Source organism: Gallaecimonas pentaromativorans, from assembly GCF_003751625.1.
Lineage (GTDB): Bacteria > Pseudomonadota > Gammaproteobacteria > Enterobacterales > Gallaecimonadaceae > Gallaecimonas > Gallaecimonas pentaromativorans.
Map to the genome: position 1 here is coordinate 85,201 of NZ_RJUL01000012.1, position 20,688 is coordinate 105,888.

The window sequence follows — 20,688 nt, forward strand, 5'->3', positions numbered from 1 at the left end:
GTTCAGAGGAAACATCATGAGTACAGGTAAGATCGTACAGGTCATCGGTGCTGTGGTGGACGTAGAGTTCCCGCAGAACGCTGTACCTCAGGTATACGAAGCCCTGAAACTCCAGGCCGAAGGCAGTGCCCTTAACGGCGTGGTTTTTGAAGTTCAGCAGCAGCTGGGCGGTGGCGTTGTCCGTTGTATCGTTATGGGTCCTTCCGAGGGCCTCAAGCGCGGTATGGTCCTGCTGGCCACCGGCGGCACCATCCAGGTGCCGGTAGGTACCCATACTCTGGGCCGGATCATGGACGTGCTGGGCAACCCCATCGATGAGCAAGGCGCCATCGGTGAGGAAGAGCGCTGGTCAATCCACCGCGAAGCCCCCAGCTACGAAGACCAATCCAACAGCACCGAGCTGCTGGAAACCGGTATCAAGGTTATCGACCTGGTTTGCCCCTTCGCCAAAGGCGGTAAAGTCGGCCTGTTCGGTGGCGCCGGTGTAGGTAAGACCGTCAACATGATGGAACTTATCAACAACATCGCCACCCAGCACAGTGGTCTGTCCGTATTCGCCGGTGTCGGTGAGCGTACCCGTGAAGGTAACGACTTCTACTACGAGATGCAGGAAGCTGGCGTAATCAACGCTGACGACCTGAGCCAGTCCAAAGTAGCCATGGTTTACGGCCAGATGAACGAGCCGCCGGGCAACCGTCTGCGCGTGGCCCTGACCGGCCTGACCATGGCCGAGAAGTTCCGTGACGAAGGCCGTGACGTACTGTTCTTCGTGGACAACATCTACCGTTACACCCTGGCCGGTACCGAAGTGTCCGCGCTGCTGGGTCGTATGCCTTCTGCCGTAGGTTATCAGCCTACCCTGGCCGAAGAGATGGGTGTGCTGCAAGAACGTATCACCTCCACCAAGACCGGCTCCATCACCTCCGTACAGGCCGTTTACGTGCCTGCGGATGACTTGACTGACCCGTCTCCTGCCACCACCTTCGCCCACTTGGACGCGACCGTGGTACTGAGCCGTCAGATCGCGTCTCTGGGTATCTACCCGGCCGTTGACCCGCTGGATTCCACCAGCCGTCAGCTGGACCCGCTGGTGGTTGGTGAAGAGCACTACGGCATTGCTCGCGGCGTTCAAACCGTGCTGCAACGCTACAAAGAGCTCAAGGACATCATCGCCATCCTGGGTATGGACGAGCTGTCTGAAGAAGACAAACTGACTGTGGCCCGCGCCCGTAAAATCGAGCGCTTCCTGTCTCAGCCCTTCTTCGTGGCCGAAGTGTTCACCGGCTCTCCGGGTAAATACGTTTCCCTCAAAGACACCATCCGTGGCTTTAAAGGGATCCTGGAAGGCGAGTTCGACCACATGCCTGAGCAGGCTTTCTACATGGTTGGTAGCATCGACGAAGCTATCGAGAAAGCCAGCAAGCTCTAATTAGGAGGAGCCAATGGCAGCGATGACGATACAGTTGGATGTGGTGAGCGCCGAGAAGAAAATTTTCTCCGGCCTCGTCGAGAGTATCCAGGTCACCGGTGAGTGGGGCGATCTGGGCGTGCATTATGGCCACGCCCCGCTGCTGACCCACCTCAAGCCCGGTGTGCTGCGTATGGTCAAGCAGTTTGGTGACGAAGAGCTTTTGTATCTGTCCGGTGGTGTGCTTGAGGTTCAACCCAATGGCATTACCGTTCTGGCCGATACCGTGCTTCGTGGTAAGGACATTGATGGCGAGGCAGCCGAAACTGCCCGCCAAGATGCCCTTAACAACATTACTGCTCAGAGCCACGACTTCGACTATGCCGAAGCCATGGCCGAACTGGCCCAGGCCGCAGCCAAGCTGCGCCTGCTGGAGCTCTTGAAAAGGAACTGATCACGGCCAAAACCGTGATTGGAAAAGGCGGCCAACTTGGCCGCCTTTTTGTTTTTGGTTATGCTGCGCCCAGTTTCAACAAGGACTCGCCCCATGGATCTGCACATCGTTATTCTCGCCGCCGGTAAAGGCACCCGTATGCGCTCAAGCCTGCCCAAGGTGCTGCACGGTGTCGCCCACAAGAGCATGGTCAAGCACGTTATCGACGCCGCTCATGCCTTGAGTGCTGCCGGCATCCACTTGGTCTACGGCCACGGTGGCGAGCTGATGCAAGAGCGCCTGGCCGCAGAAAGCCTCAGCTGGGCACTGCAAAGCGAGCAGCTGGGCACCGGCCACGCCGTGGCCCAGGCTATGCCGGCAGTGCCGGACGATGCCCTGGTATTGGTGCTGTACGGCGATGTGCCCCTCATTCGCCCCGAAACCTTGAAAGCCCTCTTGGCCAAGCGGGAAAGCGGTGGCCTGAGCCTGCTTACCGTCACCCTCGATAACCCCAGCGGCTATGGCCGTATCCTCCGTGAAGGTGGCCAGGTGGTGGGTATTCGCGAGCAAAAAGATGCCAGCGAGAGCGAGCTGGCCATCAACGAGGTGAACACTGGCATCCTCGCTGCCGAAGCGCCAGACCTTAAGCGCTGGCTGGGGGCACTTTCTAACAACAACGCCCAGGGCGAGTATTACCTCACCGACATCATCGCCATGGCCCATGGCGAGGGTAAGCCCATTGCCACAGGCCACCCCCTTGACGCCATGGAAGTAGAAGGGGCCAACAACAGGGTGCAACTGGCGGCTCTGGAGCGGGCCTACCAACAGCGCCAGGCAGAACAGTTGATGCTGAGCGGCGCTACCTTGCGCGACCCGGCCCGCATCGACGTGCGCGGCGAGGTGAGCGTTGGCGAAGACGTGCTGGTGGATGTCAACGTCATCTTCGAGGGCAAAGTGGTGATCGGCAATAAGGTCATCATCGACAGCGGCTGCGTCCTCAAGGACTGCACCATAGGCGACGGCAGCCATATCAAGGCCAACAGCCTGGTGGAAGACGCCGAGGTTGGCCGCCACTGCACTTTGGGGCCCTTCGCCCGCCTGCGCCCCGGCGCGGTGATGAAGGACAACAGCCATGTGGGCAACTTCGTGGAGATGAAAAAGGCGGTGCTGGGTGAAGGCTCCAAGGCCAACCACCTCACCTACCTTGGCGATGCCGAAATTGGCAGCGGCGTGAACATCGGCGCCGGCACCATCACCTGCAACTACGACGGTGCCAACAAGTCCCTGACCCGCATCGAAGATGGCGCCTTTATCGGCTCCAACAGCTCCCTAGTGGCCCCGGTCACGGTAGGCAAAAACGCTACCGTCGGCGCCGGCTCCACGGTCACCAAGGACGTCGCCGAGGCCCAGCTTGCCATCGCCCGCGCCAAGCAGCGCAATATCGACGGCTGGCAAAGGCCGGTGAAAAAGAAATAACCCAACCGGCCCCTGTGGCCGGTTTTGCTTTGCCGAGGTGTCATTATTCTGTAGCGCGATTGTCATAGACTGCCCCGCATCATTCCTTGCCTTCATGCCCTGTGAACCCGGCTTATCTACTTTGGCTTCGCCGCCCCTGGCTGCAACAGGGGTTGTTATCCCTGGTCGCCCTGGCCCTGATGTCGGCGCTGTGGTGGGCGTTGATCGCCCTGCCAAGGCAAGCCGATACGCCATACCCCCTCGGCCCCTACAACCAGGAGCGTTGCCCCTTGCCCGGCGAGGGCAGCGGCACCTTCAAGGTGCTGGTAATAAGCCAATTGCTGGCCAAGCCCCTGGCCCAGGCACTGTGCCATGAACCGGCTCTTACCGGGCGCTTTGCACAAGTGGAGGTGAGCTGGCAGGCAAGGGGCGAATTGTCCGCCGCCGACATCATGGAGCGCCGCTACCAGCTGCTGTGGAATCGCGATTACGTGTTGACCGGGTTGGTGCCTCGTTATCACCAGTATCTGGCCGAGTTGTTGGCCCTGCCCGACTATCAGGTCTACCTGCTGGGCCGCGAGCCGGTGGTGCTGAGCTCTGCCGCCTTTGCCGGCAAACGCCTGGGGCTGCTTAGCGACAGCGAAAGCCAGTCCGGTTACCAGTTGCCCCTGCATGCCCTCAATGACGCCGGCATAAAGCCAGAGCCAGGGCAGCTGCGCTTTTTTCGCGAGCGCCGACAGTTGCAGGCGGCCCTGGCCAAAGGCGACGTGGACTTCATCACCGCCATTGCCGCCAAGGGGCATACGCCCTGGTTTGACCCAGCCAAGGCGCTGCTGATCGCGGGTAAGGTGCCGGCCGGTGCCTGGTTTATCGATAGCCGCCTGAGCCGGGACAAGGCGTTGAGCGAAACCCTAGTGCGCCACCTGGAGGCTGCCATGAAGGCGCAGTTGGCGCGACCATGGTAAGGGCGGCGCTGCTGGGGCTGTTGTTGCTGCTGTGGCTGGCCGGCAGCCTGCTGTTGCCCGGCCCCTGGCTGGCCAGGGAGCTGGCGCCGGTGCTGGACCGGGAGTTGCCGCCGCTGCTGGCCCAATCCTTGGAAGACGGCGCCGACTGGGGCCACGAGCAAGGCTGGCTGGATTACATCAACCGCCGCCTGGCAGAAGACGGCCAGCATCTGGCCTCCGCCAACCCCTGGCTCAGCTGCACCCTGCAAAGTCGCCTGGCTTATGACGCGCCCCCCGGCCACTGGCAGCAGCGGCTAAGCTGGCCTATCGCGGGCCGGCAGCTGTACCTGGGATATGGCTTTTCCTGCCGCCCCAAGCCCCTGCCTTGGGGGCTGGCCAGCTTGCTGTTGGTGGTGCTGCTGGGGGGCCTGTGCTGGTGGCTGCCAGCGCCTTTGAACAGGCGTTCCCGGCAGTGGTTGGCGCTGCTACTGGCAAAGGGCCATGGCGCGCCAGAGGCTCTGGCCATGATTGACGCCCTGCCTGCAGGGCTGGAGCCAGCCCATTGGCCCCGGCTGCAGCTGCTGCATCAGCGGCTTGGCCTGCCCCTGTCGTTGCTGGCCGCCCACCTGGATAGGGACCTGAAACACCTCGATGCCGAGGGCTTTACCTGGTATGTGCAGGCCGCCGGTCTTGGCCTTGGGCACCTTGAGGCGGTAACGGTGGCCAACAGCCCGGCGGGGTTGAGCTTTGATCTGGCCGCCGGTCGCCTTTGCTGCCACGGCCTGTGGCTGGATCTACCTAAAACCCCGCTGTTTTACCTCTATTGGTATGCGATGGCGGGTCGCCAGGGTGACGGCTGGCTCACCAATCCGCGCTCCGACCGGCCCCAGCTGGCCGAAGGCCAGGCGCTGGCGGCGCTGATGGCGGCCCATGGTGGCCACCAAAAGGCCATCAGCGATCTGCGCGAGCAGGGCCTCAAGGCCAAGAGCCTGGATCAGAACCGTTCCAAGATTAAGGACGAGTTGCAGGCAAAATTGGGGGCGCTGGCCGAGCCCTACCTCTTTGAAAGCCGCCGCGACCTGGCGGCAGCCCGCAGCGCCTACCGCCTGCAGCTGCCGAGTGAGCGTATACAACTAATTGTTTAATAAAATGTTTTTATTTAGAGATATCTCTAAATCCGCCAGCGATAACCAATTCATCTGCCGGTAACGGGCGTTTTCCAGCCTGGGTGGGTCCGGAGCAATCTGCTTCACCAACTCAGGAAACGACCATGTTAAAGCAATCCCTCCTTGCCACCGCCCTTGGCTGCGCGGCGCTGGTATCAACCCAGGCCTGTGCCCTCAACATCGTGCTGACCAACGACGACAGCTGGTCCACCGCCAATATCCAGGCCTTGAAAACGGCGCTGGTGGCCGACGGCCACTCGGTGCTGGTGTCGGCGCCCTGTACCCAGGAGAGCGGCAAGGGCGGCGCCATGAACATCATGAAGGCGGTGCCGGTGCAGACCAAAAGCGATGACCCTGACCAGTTCTGTGTCGGCGATACCGATACCAGCCTGGCGTTCAGCACCTTCTCCGAAGGCACGCCGGTGATGGCGGCCCTTTATGGCATCGACGTCGCCGCCAAAGCCAAATGGGGCAGTGCCCCTGATCTGGTGATCTCCGGCCCCAACGAGGGCAACAACCTGGGTTACCTGAACAACAACTCCGGTACCCTGGGGGCCACCATGGTGATGTTGGCTCGTGGTATTCCGGCCATAGCCGTCAGTGCCGGTACCAGCTCTGGCAGCGACAGCAGCCAGGCGCCGAAAATTGCCAACATCGTGGTCAAGCTGGTGGACCAGCTGGTGAGCACCCGCCCCGCCAACTTGCCGTTGTTGCCACCGCATCTTGGCCTGAACGTGAACATCCCCGATGCCATCGACAGCAACCTCGGCTTTAAATTGACCGACGTCGGCTGGAACGGCGGCGGCACCGAGCTGGCCTTCAGCGCCGACATGTCCAGCAGCGACCTCATCATGCAGTACGTGGCCCAGAGCCTGGTGGCGGCAGGTTACGCCAGCGACCTGCAAAGCGCCCTGGCCATGGCCAAGGTCATGTACGCCGGCAAAGCGGGGCTGACCATGCAACAAGGGGACGCCGGCGACAGCGCCGAGGTCTCCGAAGGGGTGGCCGTGGGCCAGGGGTATGTCACCATCAGCACCATCGACGGCAGCATTCAGGCCAGCCGTGCCCAGCAGGCTTATGCCCAGCAGCGCCTGGCCGGACTTGGTCAATAAGGAGCGGCAAATGAACAAGCATTATTGGTCCTGGCTGCTGCTACTGTTGGCCGGTTGTCACGACAGCCATGACCAGGGCAGCGATGAGCAAGCCGCCTATTCGGCCTTTGCCGGCCAATACCAGGCCAGCTTCCTGGACACCGACAACCAACCGCAGTTGCTGCAAATGGCCCTGCTGGGGCTGGACAACAACCTGGTGCGGTTAGTGGACAGCCGTGACCAGCGCCAATTGCTGGCCGCGCAATTTGACGCCGCCAACCGCCAGCTGCGCTTTGCCGGCTACCAGTGCCAACTGCAAGGCCAAGACCTGGCCTGTCAAAGCGGCACCACCAGCTTGGTCGCCAAGCGCCAGGCTTGGGCCGAGGCCAGCACCCTGCCAGCCGCCGGCAGCTACCAGCTGCAGGAGAGCGACGGCCAGTTGCTGGATATCAACCTCGATGCCAAGGGCAATTTCACTGCGGCCTATCAAGGTTGCAGCCTGAGTGGCCATTTCACCCAGGCACAATCGCTGCTGCAGGTACAAACCGACAGCGGCTGTGGCCTGGCGGCCGGCACCGGCCTTGTCGAGGCCCATAGCCTTTATGGCAGCGCTGACCAACTGGACGTGCAGCTGCCCGGCTCGGTATTGAGCGGCTACTGGACCCATCTGTAACCCCAGGCCCGGTTAACCGGGCCTGTCTCTTTTGTCTTCAGGTGCTTGCCTAAAGCTTTTGTTTTGATAACATAACTTTCAAATCGAAACTTAACTATCTGCAATGGCCAAACGCAACACCCTCCAGCGCCGTCACACCATACTTCATCTACTTGATAAACAAGGTGAAGTGTCGGTTGAGCAACTGTCCTCCCACTTTGCTACCTCGGAAGTGACCATCCGCAAGGATCTGGCCGAACTGGAACGTAATGGCCTGTTGTTGCGCCGCTATGGGGGTGCCGTGCCGCTGCCTTCCGAACTGGTGCAACAGCAAAGCGATCAAGAAGTTTCGAAGCGAAAGTTAGCTATTGGCGAGCTGGCCGCCAGCCGTATCCGCGACCATAACCGCATCATCATGGATTTCGGCTCCACCACGGCGGCCATGATCCCGCACCTCAACGACAAGCGCGGCCTGGTGGTGATGACCAACAGCCTCACCATGGCCCAGGCCCTTCGCGAGCTGGAAAACGAGCCCACCCTGTTGATGACCGGCGGCACCTGGGACCCTCACACCGAGGCCTTCCAGGGCCAGGTGGCTGAGTCGGTGCTCCGGGCCTACGACTTTGATCAGCTGTTTATCGGCTGCGACGGCATCGACCCGGCCCGCGGCACCACCACCTTCAACGAGTTGCTGGGGCTGTCGCGGGTGATGAGCGAAGTGGCCCGCGAAGTGATAGTGGTGGCCGAAGCCGACAAGCTGGGCCGCAAGATCCCCAATCTGGAACTGCCCTGGTCGGCAGTTTCGATACTTATTACCGATGACCGCCTGGATGAGGCGGCCAAAACCCAAATCGAGGCCCAGGGCACCACCGTGCTTTGCGCCAAAATCAAGGAGTAAACCCATGTGTGGCATTGTTGGCGCTGTTGCTCAGCGCGATGTGGCAGAGATCCTGGTTGAAGGCCTCAAGCGCTTGGAATATCGCGGTTACGATTCAGCTGGTGTGGCCGTGGTCAGCCAACAGGGCGACTTAGGCCGTACCCGTCGCCTCGGCAAGGTGCAGGCTCTGGCCGATGCCCTGGCAGAAGCGCCCCTTACAGGTGGCACCGGTATTGCCCATACCCGCTGGGCCACCCACGGTGTGCCTTCCGAAGCCAACGCCCACCCCCATGTTTCACATGAAACCTTGGCTGTGGTGCATAACGGCATCATCGAAAACTACGAAACCCTGCGCCAGTCCCTGCAAGCCCTGGGTTATGTGTTTACCTCCCAGACCGACACCGAAGTCATTGCCCACCTGGTGCACCATGAGCTGAAAACCGCCGCCAGCCTGCTGGCAGCGGTGCAAAGCGCCGTCAAACAACTGCACGGCGCCTACGGCATGGTGGTGATGGACAAGACCGACCCCGAGCGCCTTATCGCTGCCCGTAGCGGCAGCCCGCTGGTGATTGGTTTTGGTATTGGCGAGAACTTCCTGGCCTCCGACCAACTGGCGTTGCTGCCGGTGACCCGCAAGTTTGCCTTCCTGGAAGAAGGCGACGTGGCCGAAGTGACCCGCCACGAAGTGAACATCTTTAATACCAGCGGCCAGCCGGTGGTGCGCGAAGCGGCCGAGACCGATCTCAAGCACGACAGCGGCGACAAAGGCCCTTATCGCCACTACATGCTCAAAGAAATTCACGAGCAGCCCATCGCCATTCGCAACACCCTCGAAGGCCGCCTGGTGGGCGACAGCCTGACCCTGGCTGAACTGGGGGATCTCTCCGATATTCAACATGTACAGATCATCGCCTGCGGTACCAGCTACCACGCCGGTATGGTGGCCCGTTACTGGATTGAAGACATCGCCGGCATCAGCTGCAACGTCGAAATTGCCTCCGAGTTCCGCTACCGCAAATCCGTGACCCGCCCCGGCTCCTTGCTGGTCACCATTTCCCAGAGCGGCGAAACCGCCGACACCCTGGCCGCCCTGCGCCTGGCTAAGGAGATTGGCTACGCCAAGACCCTCACCATCTGCAACGTGCCTGGCTCGTCCCTGGTGCGCGAATCTGACTTGGCCCTGATGACCCGCGCCGGCGCCGAAATTGGCGTCGCCTCCACCAAGGCCTTTACCACCCAACTCACCGGCCTGCTGATGCTGACCGCCGCCCTCGGCCAAGGCCCGGCCCAGCAAGTGCGCATCGCCCTGGCCCTGCACAAGCTGCCGGCCCTGATTGAAAGCGCCCTGACCCTAGACAAACAAATCGAAGCCCTGGCCGAATGCTTTGCCGAGAAGCACCACGCCCTGTTCCTGGGCCGTGGCGACCAATACCCCATCGCCATGGAAGGGGCGCTCAAGCTCAAAGAAATCAGCTACATCCACGCCGAAGCCTACGCTGCCGGCGAGCTGAAACACGGCCCCCTGGCGCTGATTGACGCCGACATGCCAATCATCGTGGTTGCCCCCAATAACGATTTGGTAGAGAAGCTCAAATCCAACATCGAGGAAGTGCGCGCCCGTGGCGGCGAGCTGTACGTGTTCGCCGATATGGACGCCGCCATCAGCCCTGCCGCCAACATGCAGGTGCTGAGCGTGCCCCACTGCGACGAAGTGCTGGCCCCCATCCTCTACACCCTGCCGCTGCAGCTTTTGAGCTACCACGTGGCCATCATCAAGGGCACCGACGTGGACCAGCCCCGCAACCTGGCTAAATCTGTGACGGTGGAATAACCCAACCGATCAGCAAAAAGCCCCCTTGTGGGATGAAAATAAAGTGTCATCCCACAATAAAAAGCCCGCCTTTTGGCGGGCTTTCTTTATGTAGAGTATTGACTAAATAGCTGTGCCGAATAGTAGATCACCCCGAAACCCAGCAATGCCCCAGTTTTCGGAGGTTGTAGTGGCATGGGCTGGTTCACAATTAGGAACAGTTATTTAGCCAGTATTGGATAGGCTCCGTTAGATAAAGGTAAGTACTCACAGTGTTAAAAATTGATTTGATATTAAAACTCCATTTTTTGGATTAGGAGTGTGGGTAAAAAATCCATAAAAAAGTAGATTTTAAACAAAATCCTTAAGCCGTGTGAACATTCGATTCTGGCATGAGAGGGATATTTACTTTTTTAATTTCCAGTGTCGTTATATTGGCTTTCTCAGCCGTCAATATCGTCTTGTTAAAAATATCAGAGCCTATTTCACTGGCTGCCAAGTCAATACCGTCTTTTAGCTCGATATTTAATGAATGCTCGCCGATACAGCCAAAGATAATCGGGTCGGTGTGATTAAAGAGCCCATAGCAGCGGGCACCGGCAGCATCGGCCAGATGCAGCGGGCCTGTATCGGCGCTGATAAATCCGTCCAGCGCCGCCAGGGTGGCCGCCAGTTGGCGAAGATCAGGGCAGCTAAAGGTTTGGCTGTGGGGATGAAGGGGCGCAGAAATGTCCGCGCAGGTCAGCTCTATCCACTTTATCTGGCCGTGTTTTTCAGTCCTTTCTAAAAGACGCTGCCAGTCCTTATCGTCAAGAGCCTTATTACCTCTGGCGCCGCGAAAATAGGCAACAACCGGGCCGGTAAAGTCGCCACGTAGTAGCTTGGCTTGCTGCCGGCCCGCGGCTATTTCCGCCGGGGATAATTGCAATTGATGGCAGTGGATATCTGGCTTGGCATCGATAAGAGGTAGCGCGGCAAAGGCGGCATGGCATTGGCGTTTTGCAACCGTCATCGAGTGCTTGAAGATCAAGTGCCTTTTGCCAAAATGACGGGCCTTCTTGTTGCGGCCGTGGATAAAGGCGGCCAGCAGGGTGTCGGTGGAAGAGCTGTAGGGCATCAGCAATAAATCGTAATGCTGGCGCCGTAAGTCGCGGATGACTTTTATGGCCCTTGGCAAGCGGCCCTTGCCGGTCAGGTTGGTGTGGTAGATTTGCCTAATCCCTAATCCTGCAAAAAGAGGATTCTGCCAAGCTGCATGCACCAGCAGATCGATCTCAGCATGGGGGTAACGTTTTTTAAGCATCCTTAAGAAAGGGATAAGAAATAACATATTGCCAATGCGTTTATTGGTTCTCATCAGCAGTATCTGCTTTACCTGGCCCTCTTCCAAAGGCTGGCTGTCTATTTTGGAAAAATGAGACAGCCAACGGAGTAACCACCCATCCATGATCTTGGTATGACGACGGCGGTATTTATCAAAATGTCTTAATAAATTTTTAATGTGACCCATGACATTGCACTCGGATTGGAAAAGCCAGCCGAGCATCGTCATGGATAATTAAAAGTCTATTAAGAAATTGCCTCGCTAAAAATGGAACCTGGCCGAGATATTGAATTGAAATTGACAACTAACTCATTGATTGCCAAAGATAGTGGTTCATTAAGATAAAAGTAAGGCTTGGGTGTAAGAAGCCAACCACAAAGAATAGTTCAAATTTAAAATAAAAGAGCGTCGTCGCACATTGTCATGAAAAATACATTTAGAATCTACACTCAAATCCTAACACTTTCTTAATATTTGATTCCTAGGGTACACAAAAAATCGCAAAGGCTTGGGCTTGCATGATCCAACAACGAGAATCTTCTCTACACGCAACAACCATTGAGCGTAGCAATGGATTGGGGGCCGATATCGGCTTATTTGGTCATCGCCAGGGGCTATTGATGCTCTGGCTGATGGGGCTGGCGGTGGTCTGTGTCCGGTTGCTGGCCTTTCCACTGCTCCCGGTGGACGAAACCCGCTACCTATCGGTGGCCTGGGAGATGCACCAGTCATCCAACTGGCTGGTGCCGCACATCAACGGCGAACCTTACCCGCAAAAACCGCCGCTGATGTTCTGGTTGCTCAATATCGGCTGGTTACTGGGTATTGGCAGTGATTTCCTGTCGCGGCTTGTGGTGCCTATGGCGGGGTTGATGAACGTGCTGGCGCTGCGGGCCTTGATTGTCAGCGTTGCTCCCCGCCAGCAACAGCTGGCCGCCCTTAGCCCCTGGTTGCTGCTGGGGGCTTTCTCCTGGCAGGTATTCATGGCGCTGACCATGTTTGACATGCTGGTCTGCCTGTTTTTGCTGCTGGCGTTAACCAGCCTGTTCAAGGCTCAGCAAAACCGTTATTGGGCGGTGGTGAGCGGCATTGCGGTGGGCCTTGGCATGCTGACCAAGGGACCGGTCTTTTTGCTTTATTGGTTGCCCATTGGCCTGAGCGCCTTTTACTGGCGGCCCGAGCATCTGGCGTTGAAGCGTTGGTACCAAGGCCTGGCGATGGCGACGGTAGTCGGTATCGCGGTGATATTGGCGTGGGCCATTCCAGCCGCCATGGCTGGCGGCAGCGATTACGCCCAGGCCATTTTCTGGAGGCAGTCGGCAGGCCGGGTGGCCAATGCCTTTGCCCACACCCGCCCCTGGTATTGGTACCTGATGTTGCTGCCGCTGTTCTTGCTGCCCTGGGTAGCCATGCCTTTTTGGAAGGGCCGCATCGCTGCCGCGCCATGGCAGCGCTTTGTGCTGTGCGGCTTTTTTCCGCAACTGGTGCTGTTTAGCATCATCAGCTCCAAGCAGTTGCATTATCTCATTCCCACCTTCCCCTTTGCGGCGGTCTGGTTGGCCGGAAAATGGCTGGAGTTGCCTGGGCGCCGCTGGGGCTTTATGGCGCTGTTGGTGGCCTTTGCGGCGGCTATCGGCTTTTTGCCGGAGCTACTGGCCCATTCCTTCCCAGGCAGCGCCGTGCCGGGTGCGATGCGCTGGATGGCGTTGTTGCCGCTGCTGCTGGCGGCCTGGGTATACCGGCGGCCCTTTGCAATGCTGGTGGCCTTCCCGCTGACGGTGCAGCTGCTGTTGTGCCTGGCCGGGCCGGTGATCCGCCCCTATTACGACTTCAAACCCTTTGCCCAGCAGATAACCCAGATGCAGGACCAAGGCACGCCGGTGGCCTATATCGGCCACTACGCTAACCAGTTCCGCTTTTTAGGGCGCGGAGATAGGGACTTGGTCGCGCTGGGCAAGCCCGCTGACGTGCAAGCCTGGGCCAGCCAGCACCCACAAGGCCTGTTGGTGGCAGTGGTCAAAAAACCCAGCGAGCAGATGCGCCGCCTTGCCACCGAGGTTTACCCCTATCGGACCCGGTTCTTCGTGCTGATGCCAAGCCGCGATTGGCTGATGCTCGATACCGCCGCCGAAGACGAGGAGTAATGCCATAAGCCCAATGCCCGGCTTCGGCCGGGCATTGCACATTAGCGGTGTTAGCCAAAGCTCCAACTCTTTTATCGGCGCAAACCTTACTTCAATCCTTACCAAACAATCACATAGGTTAAATTTGGCCGGTATCGCCAATCGCTGTTTAGGCGTCTGGCGCCGCTAAATTTTTAGATGACGATCACATAAAGCCCTGGGCCTGTCTTTTGATACAGGTTCGACGTAATGTCACCGTTGTTAATGTTTTGTTGCCGTCTTGAGGAGTGTCGGCATCAACCCATTGATAATACGTAAGGGAATAAAAAATGAATTTACAGGAAAAACTGGCTCAGCGCCTGAATGTATCTGCCGACAAGCAAAATGAAATCGTTGAGCTGCGTGAAGAGCACCTGGAAATGATCAGCGGTGCCGCGGCCCATGGTTCTGCCCATGGTTCCGGCCACGCCTCTGGCCACCTTTCTGTTGGTAAAGAAATCGCCGAGTAATTATTTGGCGTTAAAGGTATGGAGTATGTCCATACCTTTTTTAAAATTAATAAAATAAAAGCAGGAGAAATTATGCCGTCGCCAAGGAAAGGTATCGATATCGTACTGAAAATATCTGAAAGGTGTAATTTGGCCTGTACCTATTGTTATTTTTTCTTTCAGGAAATGGATACCCATAAGGAAAATACCGCTGTTATTAAAATGTCTACTGTTGAGCAACTGGTTTTATTTGTCCGGCAAGCGGTAGATGAGATAGGCCTTTCGTCAGTGAATATTGGTCTACATGGCGGTGAACCGCTACTGATGAAAAAAAGCCACTTTGAAAATATCTGCCGCACCCTTTCTGAGGGTATTAAGCCCTATTGCTCGTTGAAGTTAATGTGCCAGACCAACGGTACCTTGGTTGACGATCAGTGGCTTGCCATCTTCGAAAAATACCAGGTCCACGTAGGGGTCAGTATCGACGGTCCCAAAGCTATTCATGACAAAAGCCGAATCGACCACAACGGTAAAGGCAGCTACGACGAGACGGTCAGAGGCATTCGGATGTTGGCCGAGGCGGCTAAAAGTGGCCGTATTCCCTCTACCGGTGCATTGTGCGTAGCCAATGTAGAAGCCGACGGTGGCGAGCTGGTCAAGCATATGCACCAAGAGCTGGGCATTAAGAACTTCGATCTGCTTTTCCCAAGAGAAGGCCATGACAGCTCGTTAAAGCAGCAACAGGATAAATGGATCCGCTATTTTAAAGAGGTACTGGACTACTGGTCGGAGAATCAAAAAAATAACAAGCTTTACATGAATACCCTTAATCGTATTCTGGAAATGATGCTGACCGAACAGCATGCAGAATGCCTGGATGAGTATAAATCCATGCAGCACAATATCATTAATGTCAGCAGCGAAGGTCAGCTTGGGGTGGACGATAATATCCTGTCCTTGGATAATGCGCTTCTTGATAAGAATGTCACTATTTTCAATACCTCGCTTAACCAGTTTCTAAGTAGCCAACTTTGGCAATCTCTTATTACCGCCATTGATGAAAAGCCCCAGGGATGTGACGGCTGTGAATGGTTCCGCTCATGCCGAGGTGGTGCCCTTTTCAACCGTTATCAACGAGGTAAAGGTTTTAAACAGAACACAGTATTTTGCGAGACCATGGATTTTATCCACAATTATATTGCGCAGTATTTGGTGGATAAGGGGCTCTCTCTTGAAGAGCTGAGTAACGTGCTTTCCAAAGATCCTGGGTATCTGGCAAAAAATGGCTTGAATACCACTATTGCCAGAGCCGCAGCCAGAGACGTCGAGATTATTCGTGTCAGCTTGTGAAAAAGGACTTTCAGCATGACCAGCATTACCCAGTTTTCTCTTCCCGTTGCCGGCCAAGATAATGCCGATCTAGTGGGGCTGTTAGCGGCCTTTCAAATGCAATCGGCAGCTAACCGGCTCCAAAAGGAATTTTTAAGGCTGACCGGCAAAAACGATGAGGCGACCGGGTCTGTGTTGGCGGCACTGGAGGGGGTTGACCCTAAAAGCCATTTTTTCAGGCCCGAAGTGGGCTGCCTTTTGAAGATCTTCAGCTTGAGGGACATTACCCTCGAGATGCTGATGGATATACGTGCGCAGCTGGTGATTACTGCGAGCCTGATTGGGGTGCTAAGTGATATCGATATCGGCTTTAGCACCGCCAGCCAGTTGCTGCTCCAGGGCAAGCTGTTGGCGCCGGGTCGTTACCACTTGTCGGTGACCGCGAGCCGCATCACGGTGTCGGGCGATGGCCTAGATACGCCGCTCGTTATAGACAAACTGGCCGAAAGCGGTGTTTTTACTGGCACTTTGGGCGAGAGCGACGCGGTGATAGCGGTGGCGGATAAAGTTATCTCCCTGGGCGACCTCAATCCCGATTTCTGGGCGTTCTGGGCTGACTCGGTAAATGAGCCAAGTCACAGTCCCCTTGCCGCTGGCCAGCTTGAAGTGGCGTTGAGTCTCCTTGGCCAGCATATTCCCCATTACCAAAGATGGGTGACGAACGTGCTGCACAAGGTCATTCCCGTTCGTCGCCCGGCCCAAGATACCCTGGCTAGCGCATCTATCCGGTATCGATTTGGGGCGGTGGAGGTCGCCTGCCCGGCGTCACCTTTTGAAACCCTGGAAATGCTGATCCACGAATGCTCGCACCAGTATTTCAACCTGGCCCTGTGCCTTGAGCCCCTGGTGTCGGACAACGCCCCAGCGGTTTATTCCCCGTTGAAAAGCAAAGAGCGGCCGCTCTTTTTGCTACTGACCGGTTATCACGCCTTTGGCAACGTCATGCTGGCTTATTCGTCGTTAAAGGCCGCCGGCTTTGAGGCGTCATTGGCCGACCGGGACAAGAAAGCCATTTACTACATGCGGGAGTTATCCAGCGGCTTGGAGGCCAACCGCGCGTATCTCACCGAGCTGGGCCTGAGCCTGTATCTGCCGCTTCGAGAAGCTCTGCTGCGCATTCCCGAGGCAGTGGCGATGGAGTTGGTGCCTGACCATGGATAACGCCAATCTTTTTCTGGAAAAGGCCAGGGAGCATTACAAATATCGGCTGCTTGGTGAAGTCAGCGTGGTCAAACCCCTGCACCTTGCCCTGGTGCTTTGCCTGCCGCTGCTGTTGGCGGCATTACTGGTATTGGGGTTCTTGTTTATAACCGTCACCGTGCATCTGAGTGGAACGGTGCAAAAGTTGCCCGGCCAGCAAGGTAGTGTGATACAGCTTTTTGAACCCGTGAACGGCACCATTGTGGCGCTCTTTACTGAAGGCGGCGTTCAGTTGAGCCATTGGCAGTATTGCGACAAAAACCAGCGCTGCCTGGTGATTCAAGACTTGGGTGACAGTGCCAACCAAGCTGGTCGTGTCTCCCTGGTCGCGAAAAAGAGGCTGATCAATGAAATTATTTAGCTGGCTCAAGCCCCGGTCCCGGTTGCCCATGGTGTATCAAACCGAGTCCTCCACCTGCGGCTTGGCCTGCCTGGCTATGGTGATGCAGTTTCATGGCAAAGCGGTTTCTATTACCGCCATCCAAGAGGCCCATCCGGTTTCGCTTAAGGGAATAACCCTCAAACAGGTTGTCAGCATTGCCAACCGATATGGCCTTATCAGCAGGCCGGTCAAAATCGATGTCGATAACCTGGCCAAGCTGGCACTCCCGGCCATTTTGCATTGGGATTTCAATCACTTTGTTGTTCTTAAAAGCATCAAGGGCGGCAAGTTTCTGATCCACGATCCGGCCCTTGGGGTCCGGTGTTTGAGCCGTGAAGAATTTTCCCGCCACTTTACCGGTATCGCCCTGGAAATCAGGGCTGGCGGCGAGTTCTCGGTCGCGCCCCAAGGTGGCCGACTAGGATTCCGTTGGTTGCTTGGCAATACCAAAGGGGTTCGCTCCTTGCTGGCGCAAACCCTCTGGTTGACCTTGTTTCTAGAAGTCTTGGCGCTGGGGAGCCCGCTCTTTATCAAGCTGGCGGTAGACCATGGCGTGCAGCAGGGGGACCTGGCCTTTATCAAATGGTTGTCCATCGGCTTTGTGCTGCTGGTGTTGTCGCAGTTTTTGCTCAGTATCATGCGCGACTACGTTGGGGTTTATCTTGGCACCCGGTTTAATCAGCAGTTTGTGCGGGGTGTGTTCGTGCATTTGCTGTCGTTGCCGCTGTCCTACTTTGAGAAGCGCAATGTCGGCGCCCTGATTGAGAAGTACCACTCCACCGACCAGCTAAGGAGCTTGCTGACATCCAACTTTGTCAGCGTGGTGCTGGACGGCGCCATTGCGGTGGGAGTTTGCGCCGCCATCTTCTTTATCTCCCCGGTGCTGGGGGCTATCACCTTGGGGTCATTCTCCCTGTATTTTCTGCTGCGCTGGTATTGCTCAAAAGAAACCGGGCTGCGCCTTAGGGAGAAAATTAAGGCCAAGGAAATTGAAACCGGCATTGTGATCGACACCCTGCGCAGCATGTCACCCATCAAGATTTTTGCCAAGGAAGATGACCGCCTGGGCATATGGCAGAACAAGTACCAGGCACTGATGGCCTCCGAGGTAAAGCTGGCCAATTTCATCAACCTCCAGAACGGCCTGCGCATCCTTGTACTGGGGGTAGACACCGCCCTTTGTATCTACTTTGGCGGTGGCTTGGTGATCGGTGGCGCCATGGGCATCGGTACCCTGTTTGCGTTTTTTATCTTCAAAGGGCAATTCGCCGTTAAAGCTAACTCCTTGATAACCAGTCTCTTGGATATCAAATATGTCAGCGTCTACCTCGATCGGTTGTCCGATATCGTGTTGGCAAAGCCCGAGGGCAGTGACCTCGGCAAAGGGCTGGAGCCCGAACAGCCCGCCGGAGCACTGGCCTTTGACAATGTCGCTTTCTCTTATGCCGTGGCCGACCAACCGGTGCTGGCCAATGCCAGCTTTACCGTGCAGCCGGGTGAGTTTGTGGCCATTGTCGGGCCCTCCGGCACCGGCAAGACTACCCTCATCAAGTTGGCCCTAGGCCTCTATTCACCGGATGCTGGCCAAATTACCCTCGATGGTGTACCGGTGGCCGAGCATGACAGCGGCTGGTATCGGCGCCAGTTTGGGGTGGTCATGCAGGATGACCGGCTATTGAGTGCGTCGGTAGTGGATAACATCTCATTTGAAGATCCCTGGGCGGATTTCGAGCAGGTGCAGGTAGCGGCCAGGCAAGCCAATATCCATGACGAGATCATGAGCATGCCGATGAAGTACAACACCCCCATCGGTGACCTGGGCTCTACGCTTTCAGGCGGGCAAAAGCAGCGGATTTTGTTGGCCAGGGCCCTTTATCACAACCCCAAAATTCTGTTTACCGATGAAGGCACTGCCAACCTCGACAGCGAAAATGAAAGGGCGGTCCTGGACGAAATAAGCCGGCTTAACCTGACCCGGCTGTGCATTGCGCACCGGCCCGAGACTTTACTGCGGGCTGACCGGGTGTTGCTGTTGCAAGATGGCCTGGTTAAAGAGATAAGCAAGTCTGACGCCATGGGCTTGCATCTTAGCGACGCCGAGCCGGTGGCGCTGCGCCAAGCCAAGGGCTGAAAGCCTGCCAGCATCGCTGCTGGCCGGGCTCAGTGGCCAACGCTGCTTGGTATTTCCTGCTGCAAAAACGCGATAAAGCGTTGGGTCATGGCTGGCAGCAGGCGGCCCATTATGCTCACGTTGTTCAGTCTGAATCGTCCCTTTATTCAACAGCTTCTTTTCCATGCCAAGGCCCTTGCATACCGTCGCCGTGAAAGGCCAGCACCAGTGGGAAGCCTGACGGCGGTGCAGCCTCTGGCGGTACCTCGATAAGGTCGCTGCGTTGCTCTGCCCAACCGGCAGGCACAATGCCATGCCGGTTTTAAAGGGGCAGATGGAGAGGTGAGCTTGCTAGGTGGAGGGCGCCGGATGGCGCGGGAGGCTGAGCTACCCAATTAGCCTTATATTTATCATTAAAATCTATATTTTTAAGTTTAGTTATGTTTATTTTCTATGGTTTGTGGGCAAGGCTAAGCCGTGATGGGCTATCTGCTTTTCCCGGTGGCGAAGGTGCCTGTGAGAGCCGTTTTTATCGTTGGCGGGCGGCATCTTTTGGGCGACGGATTTCGCGGCGCTTGGAATGGCGGCAAAACGGATTTTTTTGAGCTCGCCCAGGCCCTTGAGGTAGTCAAACCAATACTGCTCGCCCAATACCGCCACCCCGCCAATAAGGGTAGCGATGACCACCGTCAGTACGATGCCGATGGCCAGCCCCAAATGCCCCGCCACCTGATCTATCCCCCAAAGCAGGGCTGCCAGGGCCAGAGTCGCCAGCAGCCAAAGCGTGATGGCCAGGGCGCCTTTTTGCTGCAACAGGCGCCAGCGCTGGCAAAGGTTCAAAGGGGCATGGCGCCAGGGGATGGTGAGCAGGCTGCTGGGTAAGTGAGGAAGCCGATTGTCTGGCAACGCTTGGCGTGGTGCGGTGCGACGTCGCTGCATAACCTTATCCATGGTTAATTATTTGTTAAAAGTTTTGTGCGGGTGCGCGGTTTTGTCCAGCGGTTAACACTGCGAATTTGCCGAGGTTTTTGGCGATAAAGTTTGGTCAGGGCTGGGTTGTCTCGGTGGCGTGCACTTGGCCGGAGGCTGCTCTGGCTGACTAAAAGGGTTGTCGAGGGGGTAACGTTCTACCCAGTCGAAAGGTAGCGTGAATTTTTAGCCATTGTGATCGGTGTTGTCGACATTACCATCGTAAAGGATCACAGATGCCTGCACGTCTAACGCGCCAGGCGAAGCAAAGGCAAAAAGGAGAGAAGGATGTTTCGTAAAACCAGTCTGGCGTTGATGTTGGTAGCCGGTTCCCTGAGCATGAGCGCCATGGCGGCCACCAAGGCCTACCAGATCGACCCCACCCACACCAGCGTGGTGGTGTCTTGGAACCACTTTGGTTTTTCCAACCCGACCGCGTCTTTTTCCGATGTGAGCGGCACCATCAACTTCGATGAAAAGAACCCTGCCAAGTCCAACGTGGAAGTGTCCATCCCGGTTAAAACCGTTGATACCCGCGTACCGGCCCTGACTGCCGAGTTTATGGAAGCCCCTTACTTTGAAGTGGCCAAATTCCCTACCGCTACCTTCAAAAGCACTAAGATCGTTGCCAAAGGCGGCAAGAAATACGATGTGGAAGGCCAACTGACCATCAAGGGCATCACCAAGCCGGTAGTACTGCACGCCACCTTGAACAAGGCCGGTGAGCACCCCATGGCCAAGGTGCCGGCAGTAGGCTTTGACGCCAGCACCGTTATTAAGCGTACCGATTTCGACCTGGGCCAATACGTGCCTTACGTCAGCGATGAAGTGACCCTTGAGATCACCACCGAAGCCGAAGCCAAGTAA

At 56.9% G+C, this 20,688-nt stretch carries 18 protein-coding genes; 16 read left to right on the forward strand and 2 right to left on the reverse strand.

Annotation, left to right across the window (positions count from 1 at the left end; translation table 11 throughout):
- Positions 1-16 precede the first annotated feature (16 nt).
- From atpD to glmS, 9 genes are all read left to right on the forward strand, one after another.
- A complete protein-coding gene (gene atpD, locus EDC28_RS18360) occupies positions 17-1,429 on the forward strand; it encodes a F0F1 ATP synthase subunit beta (RefSeq protein WP_050660537.1) in 1,413 nt (470 codons plus the stop codon).
- Between the two features lie 13 nt (positions 1,430-1,442).
- Positions 1,443-1,862 (forward strand): F0F1 ATP synthase subunit epsilon, encoded by a 420-nt coding sequence (locus EDC28_RS18365; protein WP_050660538.1) that lies wholly within the window; start codon positions 1,443-1,445, stop codon positions 1,860-1,862.
- A 93-nt stretch (positions 1,863-1,955) separates the two neighbouring features.
- On the forward strand, positions 1,956-3,317 hold the full coding sequence (glmU, locus tag EDC28_RS18370; RefSeq protein ID WP_123422572.1) for a bifunctional UDP-N-acetylglucosamine diphosphorylase/glucosamine-1-phosphate N-acetyltransferase GlmU: 1,362 nt from the start codon (positions 1,956-1,958) through the stop codon (positions 3,315-3,317).
- Between the two features lie 152 nt (positions 3,318-3,469).
- Positions 3,470-4,261 carry a substrate-binding domain-containing protein gene (locus tag EDC28_RS18375; protein ID WP_211355753.1) on the forward strand — a complete coding sequence of 264 codons (792 nt, stop codon included), beginning with the start codon at positions 3,470-3,472 and terminating at the stop codon, positions 4,259-4,261.
- Entirely contained in the window at positions 4,255-5,385 is a 1,131-nt protein-coding gene (locus tag EDC28_RS18380) for a hypothetical protein (RefSeq protein ID WP_123422574.1), read from the forward strand. Before EDC28_RS18375 ends, EDC28_RS18380 begins: the two co-directional genes overlap by 7 nt.
- 125 nt (positions 5,386-5,510) lie before the next feature.
- On the forward strand, positions 5,511-6,518 hold the full coding sequence (locus tag EDC28_RS18385) for a 5'/3'-nucleotidase SurE (protein ID WP_123422575.1): 1,008 nt from the start codon (positions 5,511-5,513) through the stop codon (positions 6,516-6,518).
- A 10-nt stretch (positions 6,519-6,528) separates the two neighbouring features.
- Positions 6,529-7,170, forward strand: coding sequence for a hypothetical protein (locus EDC28_RS18390; RefSeq protein ID WP_123422576.1), 642 nt, complete (start codon positions 6,529-6,531; stop codon positions 7,168-7,170).
- Between the two features lie 103 nt (positions 7,171-7,273).
- On the forward strand, positions 7,274-8,047 hold the full coding sequence (locus EDC28_RS18395) for a DeoR/GlpR family DNA-binding transcription regulator (protein ID WP_123422577.1): 774 nt from the start codon (positions 7,274-7,276) through the stop codon (positions 8,045-8,047).
- Between the two features lie 4 nt (positions 8,048-8,051).
- On the forward strand, positions 8,052-9,857 hold the full coding sequence (gene glmS / locus EDC28_RS18400) for a glutamine--fructose-6-phosphate transaminase (isomerizing) (protein ID WP_123422578.1): 1,806 nt from the start codon (positions 8,052-8,054) through the stop codon (positions 9,855-9,857).
- A 343-nt stretch (positions 9,858-10,200) separates the two neighbouring features.
- Here glmS and EDC28_RS18405 read toward each other — a convergent pair whose 3' ends face one another.
- Positions 10,201-11,388 (reverse strand): glycosyltransferase family 9 protein, encoded by a 1,188-nt coding sequence (locus EDC28_RS18405; RefSeq protein WP_123422579.1) that lies wholly within the window; start codon positions 11,386-11,388, stop codon positions 10,201-10,203.
- A gap of 392 nt (positions 11,389-11,780) precedes the next feature.
- On the opposite strand from EDC28_RS18405, the gene EDC28_RS18410 reads away from it, so the two are divergent.
- The 6 genes from EDC28_RS18410 to EDC28_RS18435 all read left to right on the forward strand — a co-directional run bounded on the left by EDC28_RS18410 (position 11,781) and on the right by EDC28_RS18435 (position 18,873).
- Positions 11,781-13,304 carry an ArnT family glycosyltransferase gene (locus EDC28_RS18410; RefSeq protein ID WP_123422580.1) on the forward strand — a complete coding sequence of 508 codons (1,524 nt, stop codon included), beginning with the start codon at positions 11,781-11,783 and terminating at the stop codon, positions 13,302-13,304.
- Positions 13,305-13,612: 308 nt separating this feature from the next.
- Complete coding sequence (locus EDC28_RS18415) at positions 13,613-13,792, forward strand: hypothetical protein (protein WP_050659680.1); 180 nt, start codon at positions 13,613-13,615, stop codon at positions 13,790-13,792.
- Between the two features lie 18 nt (positions 13,793-13,810).
- A complete protein-coding gene (locus EDC28_RS18420) occupies positions 13,811-15,121 on the forward strand; it encodes a radical SAM protein (protein WP_123422581.1) in 1,311 nt (436 codons plus the stop codon).
- A 15-nt stretch (positions 15,122-15,136) separates the two neighbouring features.
- On the forward strand, positions 15,137-16,321 hold the full coding sequence (locus tag EDC28_RS18425; protein ID WP_123422582.1) for an aKG-HExxH-type peptide beta-hydroxylase: 1,185 nt from the start codon (positions 15,137-15,139) through the stop codon (positions 16,319-16,321).
- Positions 16,314-16,721 carry a hypothetical protein gene (locus tag EDC28_RS18430; RefSeq protein WP_123422583.1) on the forward strand — a complete coding sequence of 136 codons (408 nt, stop codon included), beginning with the start codon at positions 16,314-16,316 and terminating at the stop codon, positions 16,719-16,721. Before EDC28_RS18425 ends, EDC28_RS18430 begins: the two co-directional genes overlap by 8 nt.
- On the forward strand, positions 16,708-18,873 hold the full coding sequence (locus EDC28_RS18435; RefSeq protein ID WP_123422584.1) for a peptidase domain-containing ABC transporter: 2,166 nt from the start codon (positions 16,708-16,710) through the stop codon (positions 18,871-18,873). The genes EDC28_RS18430 and EDC28_RS18435 overlap by 14 nt, the downstream gene beginning before the upstream one ends.
- Before the next feature lie 423 nt (positions 18,874-19,296).
- Here EDC28_RS18435 and EDC28_RS18440 read toward each other — a convergent pair whose 3' ends face one another.
- Positions 19,297-19,791, reverse strand: a complete 495-nt coding sequence (locus tag EDC28_RS18440; RefSeq protein WP_123422585.1) for a hypothetical protein — start codon at positions 19,789-19,791, stop codon at positions 19,297-19,299.
- A gap of 318 nt (positions 19,792-20,109) precedes the next feature.
- Here EDC28_RS18440 and EDC28_RS18445 point away from each other — a divergent pair, with 318 nt between their 5' ends.
- On the forward strand, positions 20,110-20,688 hold the full coding sequence (locus EDC28_RS18445; RefSeq protein WP_050659686.1) for a YceI family protein: 579 nt from the start codon (positions 20,110-20,112) through the stop codon (positions 20,686-20,688).

What these genes read in the sequence shown, in the direction of transcription:
- atpD (WP_050660537.1), top strand. Translation starts at nt 17, where the DNA reads ATGAGTACAGGTAAGATCGTACAGGTCATCGGTGCTGTGGTGGACGTA.
- EDC28_RS18365 (WP_050660538.1), top strand. Translation starts at nt 1,443, where the DNA reads ATGGCAGCGATGACGATACAGTTGGATGTGGTGAGCGCCGAGAAGAAA.
- glmU (WP_123422572.1), top strand. Translation starts at nt 1,956, where the DNA reads ATGGATCTGCACATCGTTATTCTCGCCGCCGGTAAAGGCACCCGTATG.
- EDC28_RS18380 (WP_123422574.1), top strand. Translation starts at nt 4,255, where the DNA reads ATGGTAAGGGCGGCGCTGCTGGGGCTGTTGTTGCTGCTGTGGCTGGCC.
- EDC28_RS18385 (WP_123422575.1), top strand. Translation starts at nt 5,511, where the DNA reads ATGTTAAAGCAATCCCTCCTTGCCACCGCCCTTGGCTGCGCGGCGCTG.
- EDC28_RS18390 (WP_123422576.1), top strand. Translation starts at nt 6,529, where the DNA reads ATGAACAAGCATTATTGGTCCTGGCTGCTGCTACTGTTGGCCGGTTGT.
- EDC28_RS18395 (WP_123422577.1), top strand. Translation starts at nt 7,274, where the DNA reads ATGGCCAAACGCAACACCCTCCAGCGCCGTCACACCATACTTCATCTA.
- glmS (WP_123422578.1), top strand. Translation starts at nt 8,052, where the DNA reads ATGTGTGGCATTGTTGGCGCTGTTGCTCAGCGCGATGTGGCAGAGATC.
- EDC28_RS18405 (WP_123422579.1), bottom strand. Translation starts at nt 11,388, where the DNA reads ATGACGATGCTCGGCTGGCTTTTCCAATCCGAGTGCAATGTCATGGGT.
- EDC28_RS18410 (WP_123422580.1), top strand. Translation starts at nt 11,781, where the DNA reads ATGCTCTGGCTGATGGGGCTGGCGGTGGTCTGTGTCCGGTTGCTGGCC.
- EDC28_RS18415 (WP_050659680.1), top strand. Translation starts at nt 13,613, where the DNA reads ATGAATTTACAGGAAAAACTGGCTCAGCGCCTGAATGTATCTGCCGAC.
- EDC28_RS18420 (WP_123422581.1), top strand. Translation starts at nt 13,811, where the DNA reads ATGGAGTATGTCCATACCTTTTTTAAAATTAATAAAATAAAAGCAGGA.
- EDC28_RS18425 (WP_123422582.1), top strand. Translation starts at nt 15,137, where the DNA reads ATGACCAGCATTACCCAGTTTTCTCTTCCCGTTGCCGGCCAAGATAAT.
- EDC28_RS18430 (WP_123422583.1), top strand. Translation starts at nt 16,314, where the DNA reads ATGGATAACGCCAATCTTTTTCTGGAAAAGGCCAGGGAGCATTACAAA.
- EDC28_RS18435 (WP_123422584.1), top strand. Translation starts at nt 16,708, where the DNA reads ATGAAATTATTTAGCTGGCTCAAGCCCCGGTCCCGGTTGCCCATGGTG.
- EDC28_RS18440 (WP_123422585.1), bottom strand. Translation starts at nt 19,791, where the DNA reads ATGCAGCGACGTCGCACCGCACCACGCCAAGCGTTGCCAGACAATCGG.
- EDC28_RS18445 (WP_050659686.1), top strand. Translation starts at nt 20,110, where the DNA reads ATGTTTCGTAAAACCAGTCTGGCGTTGATGTTGGTAGCCGGTTCCCTG.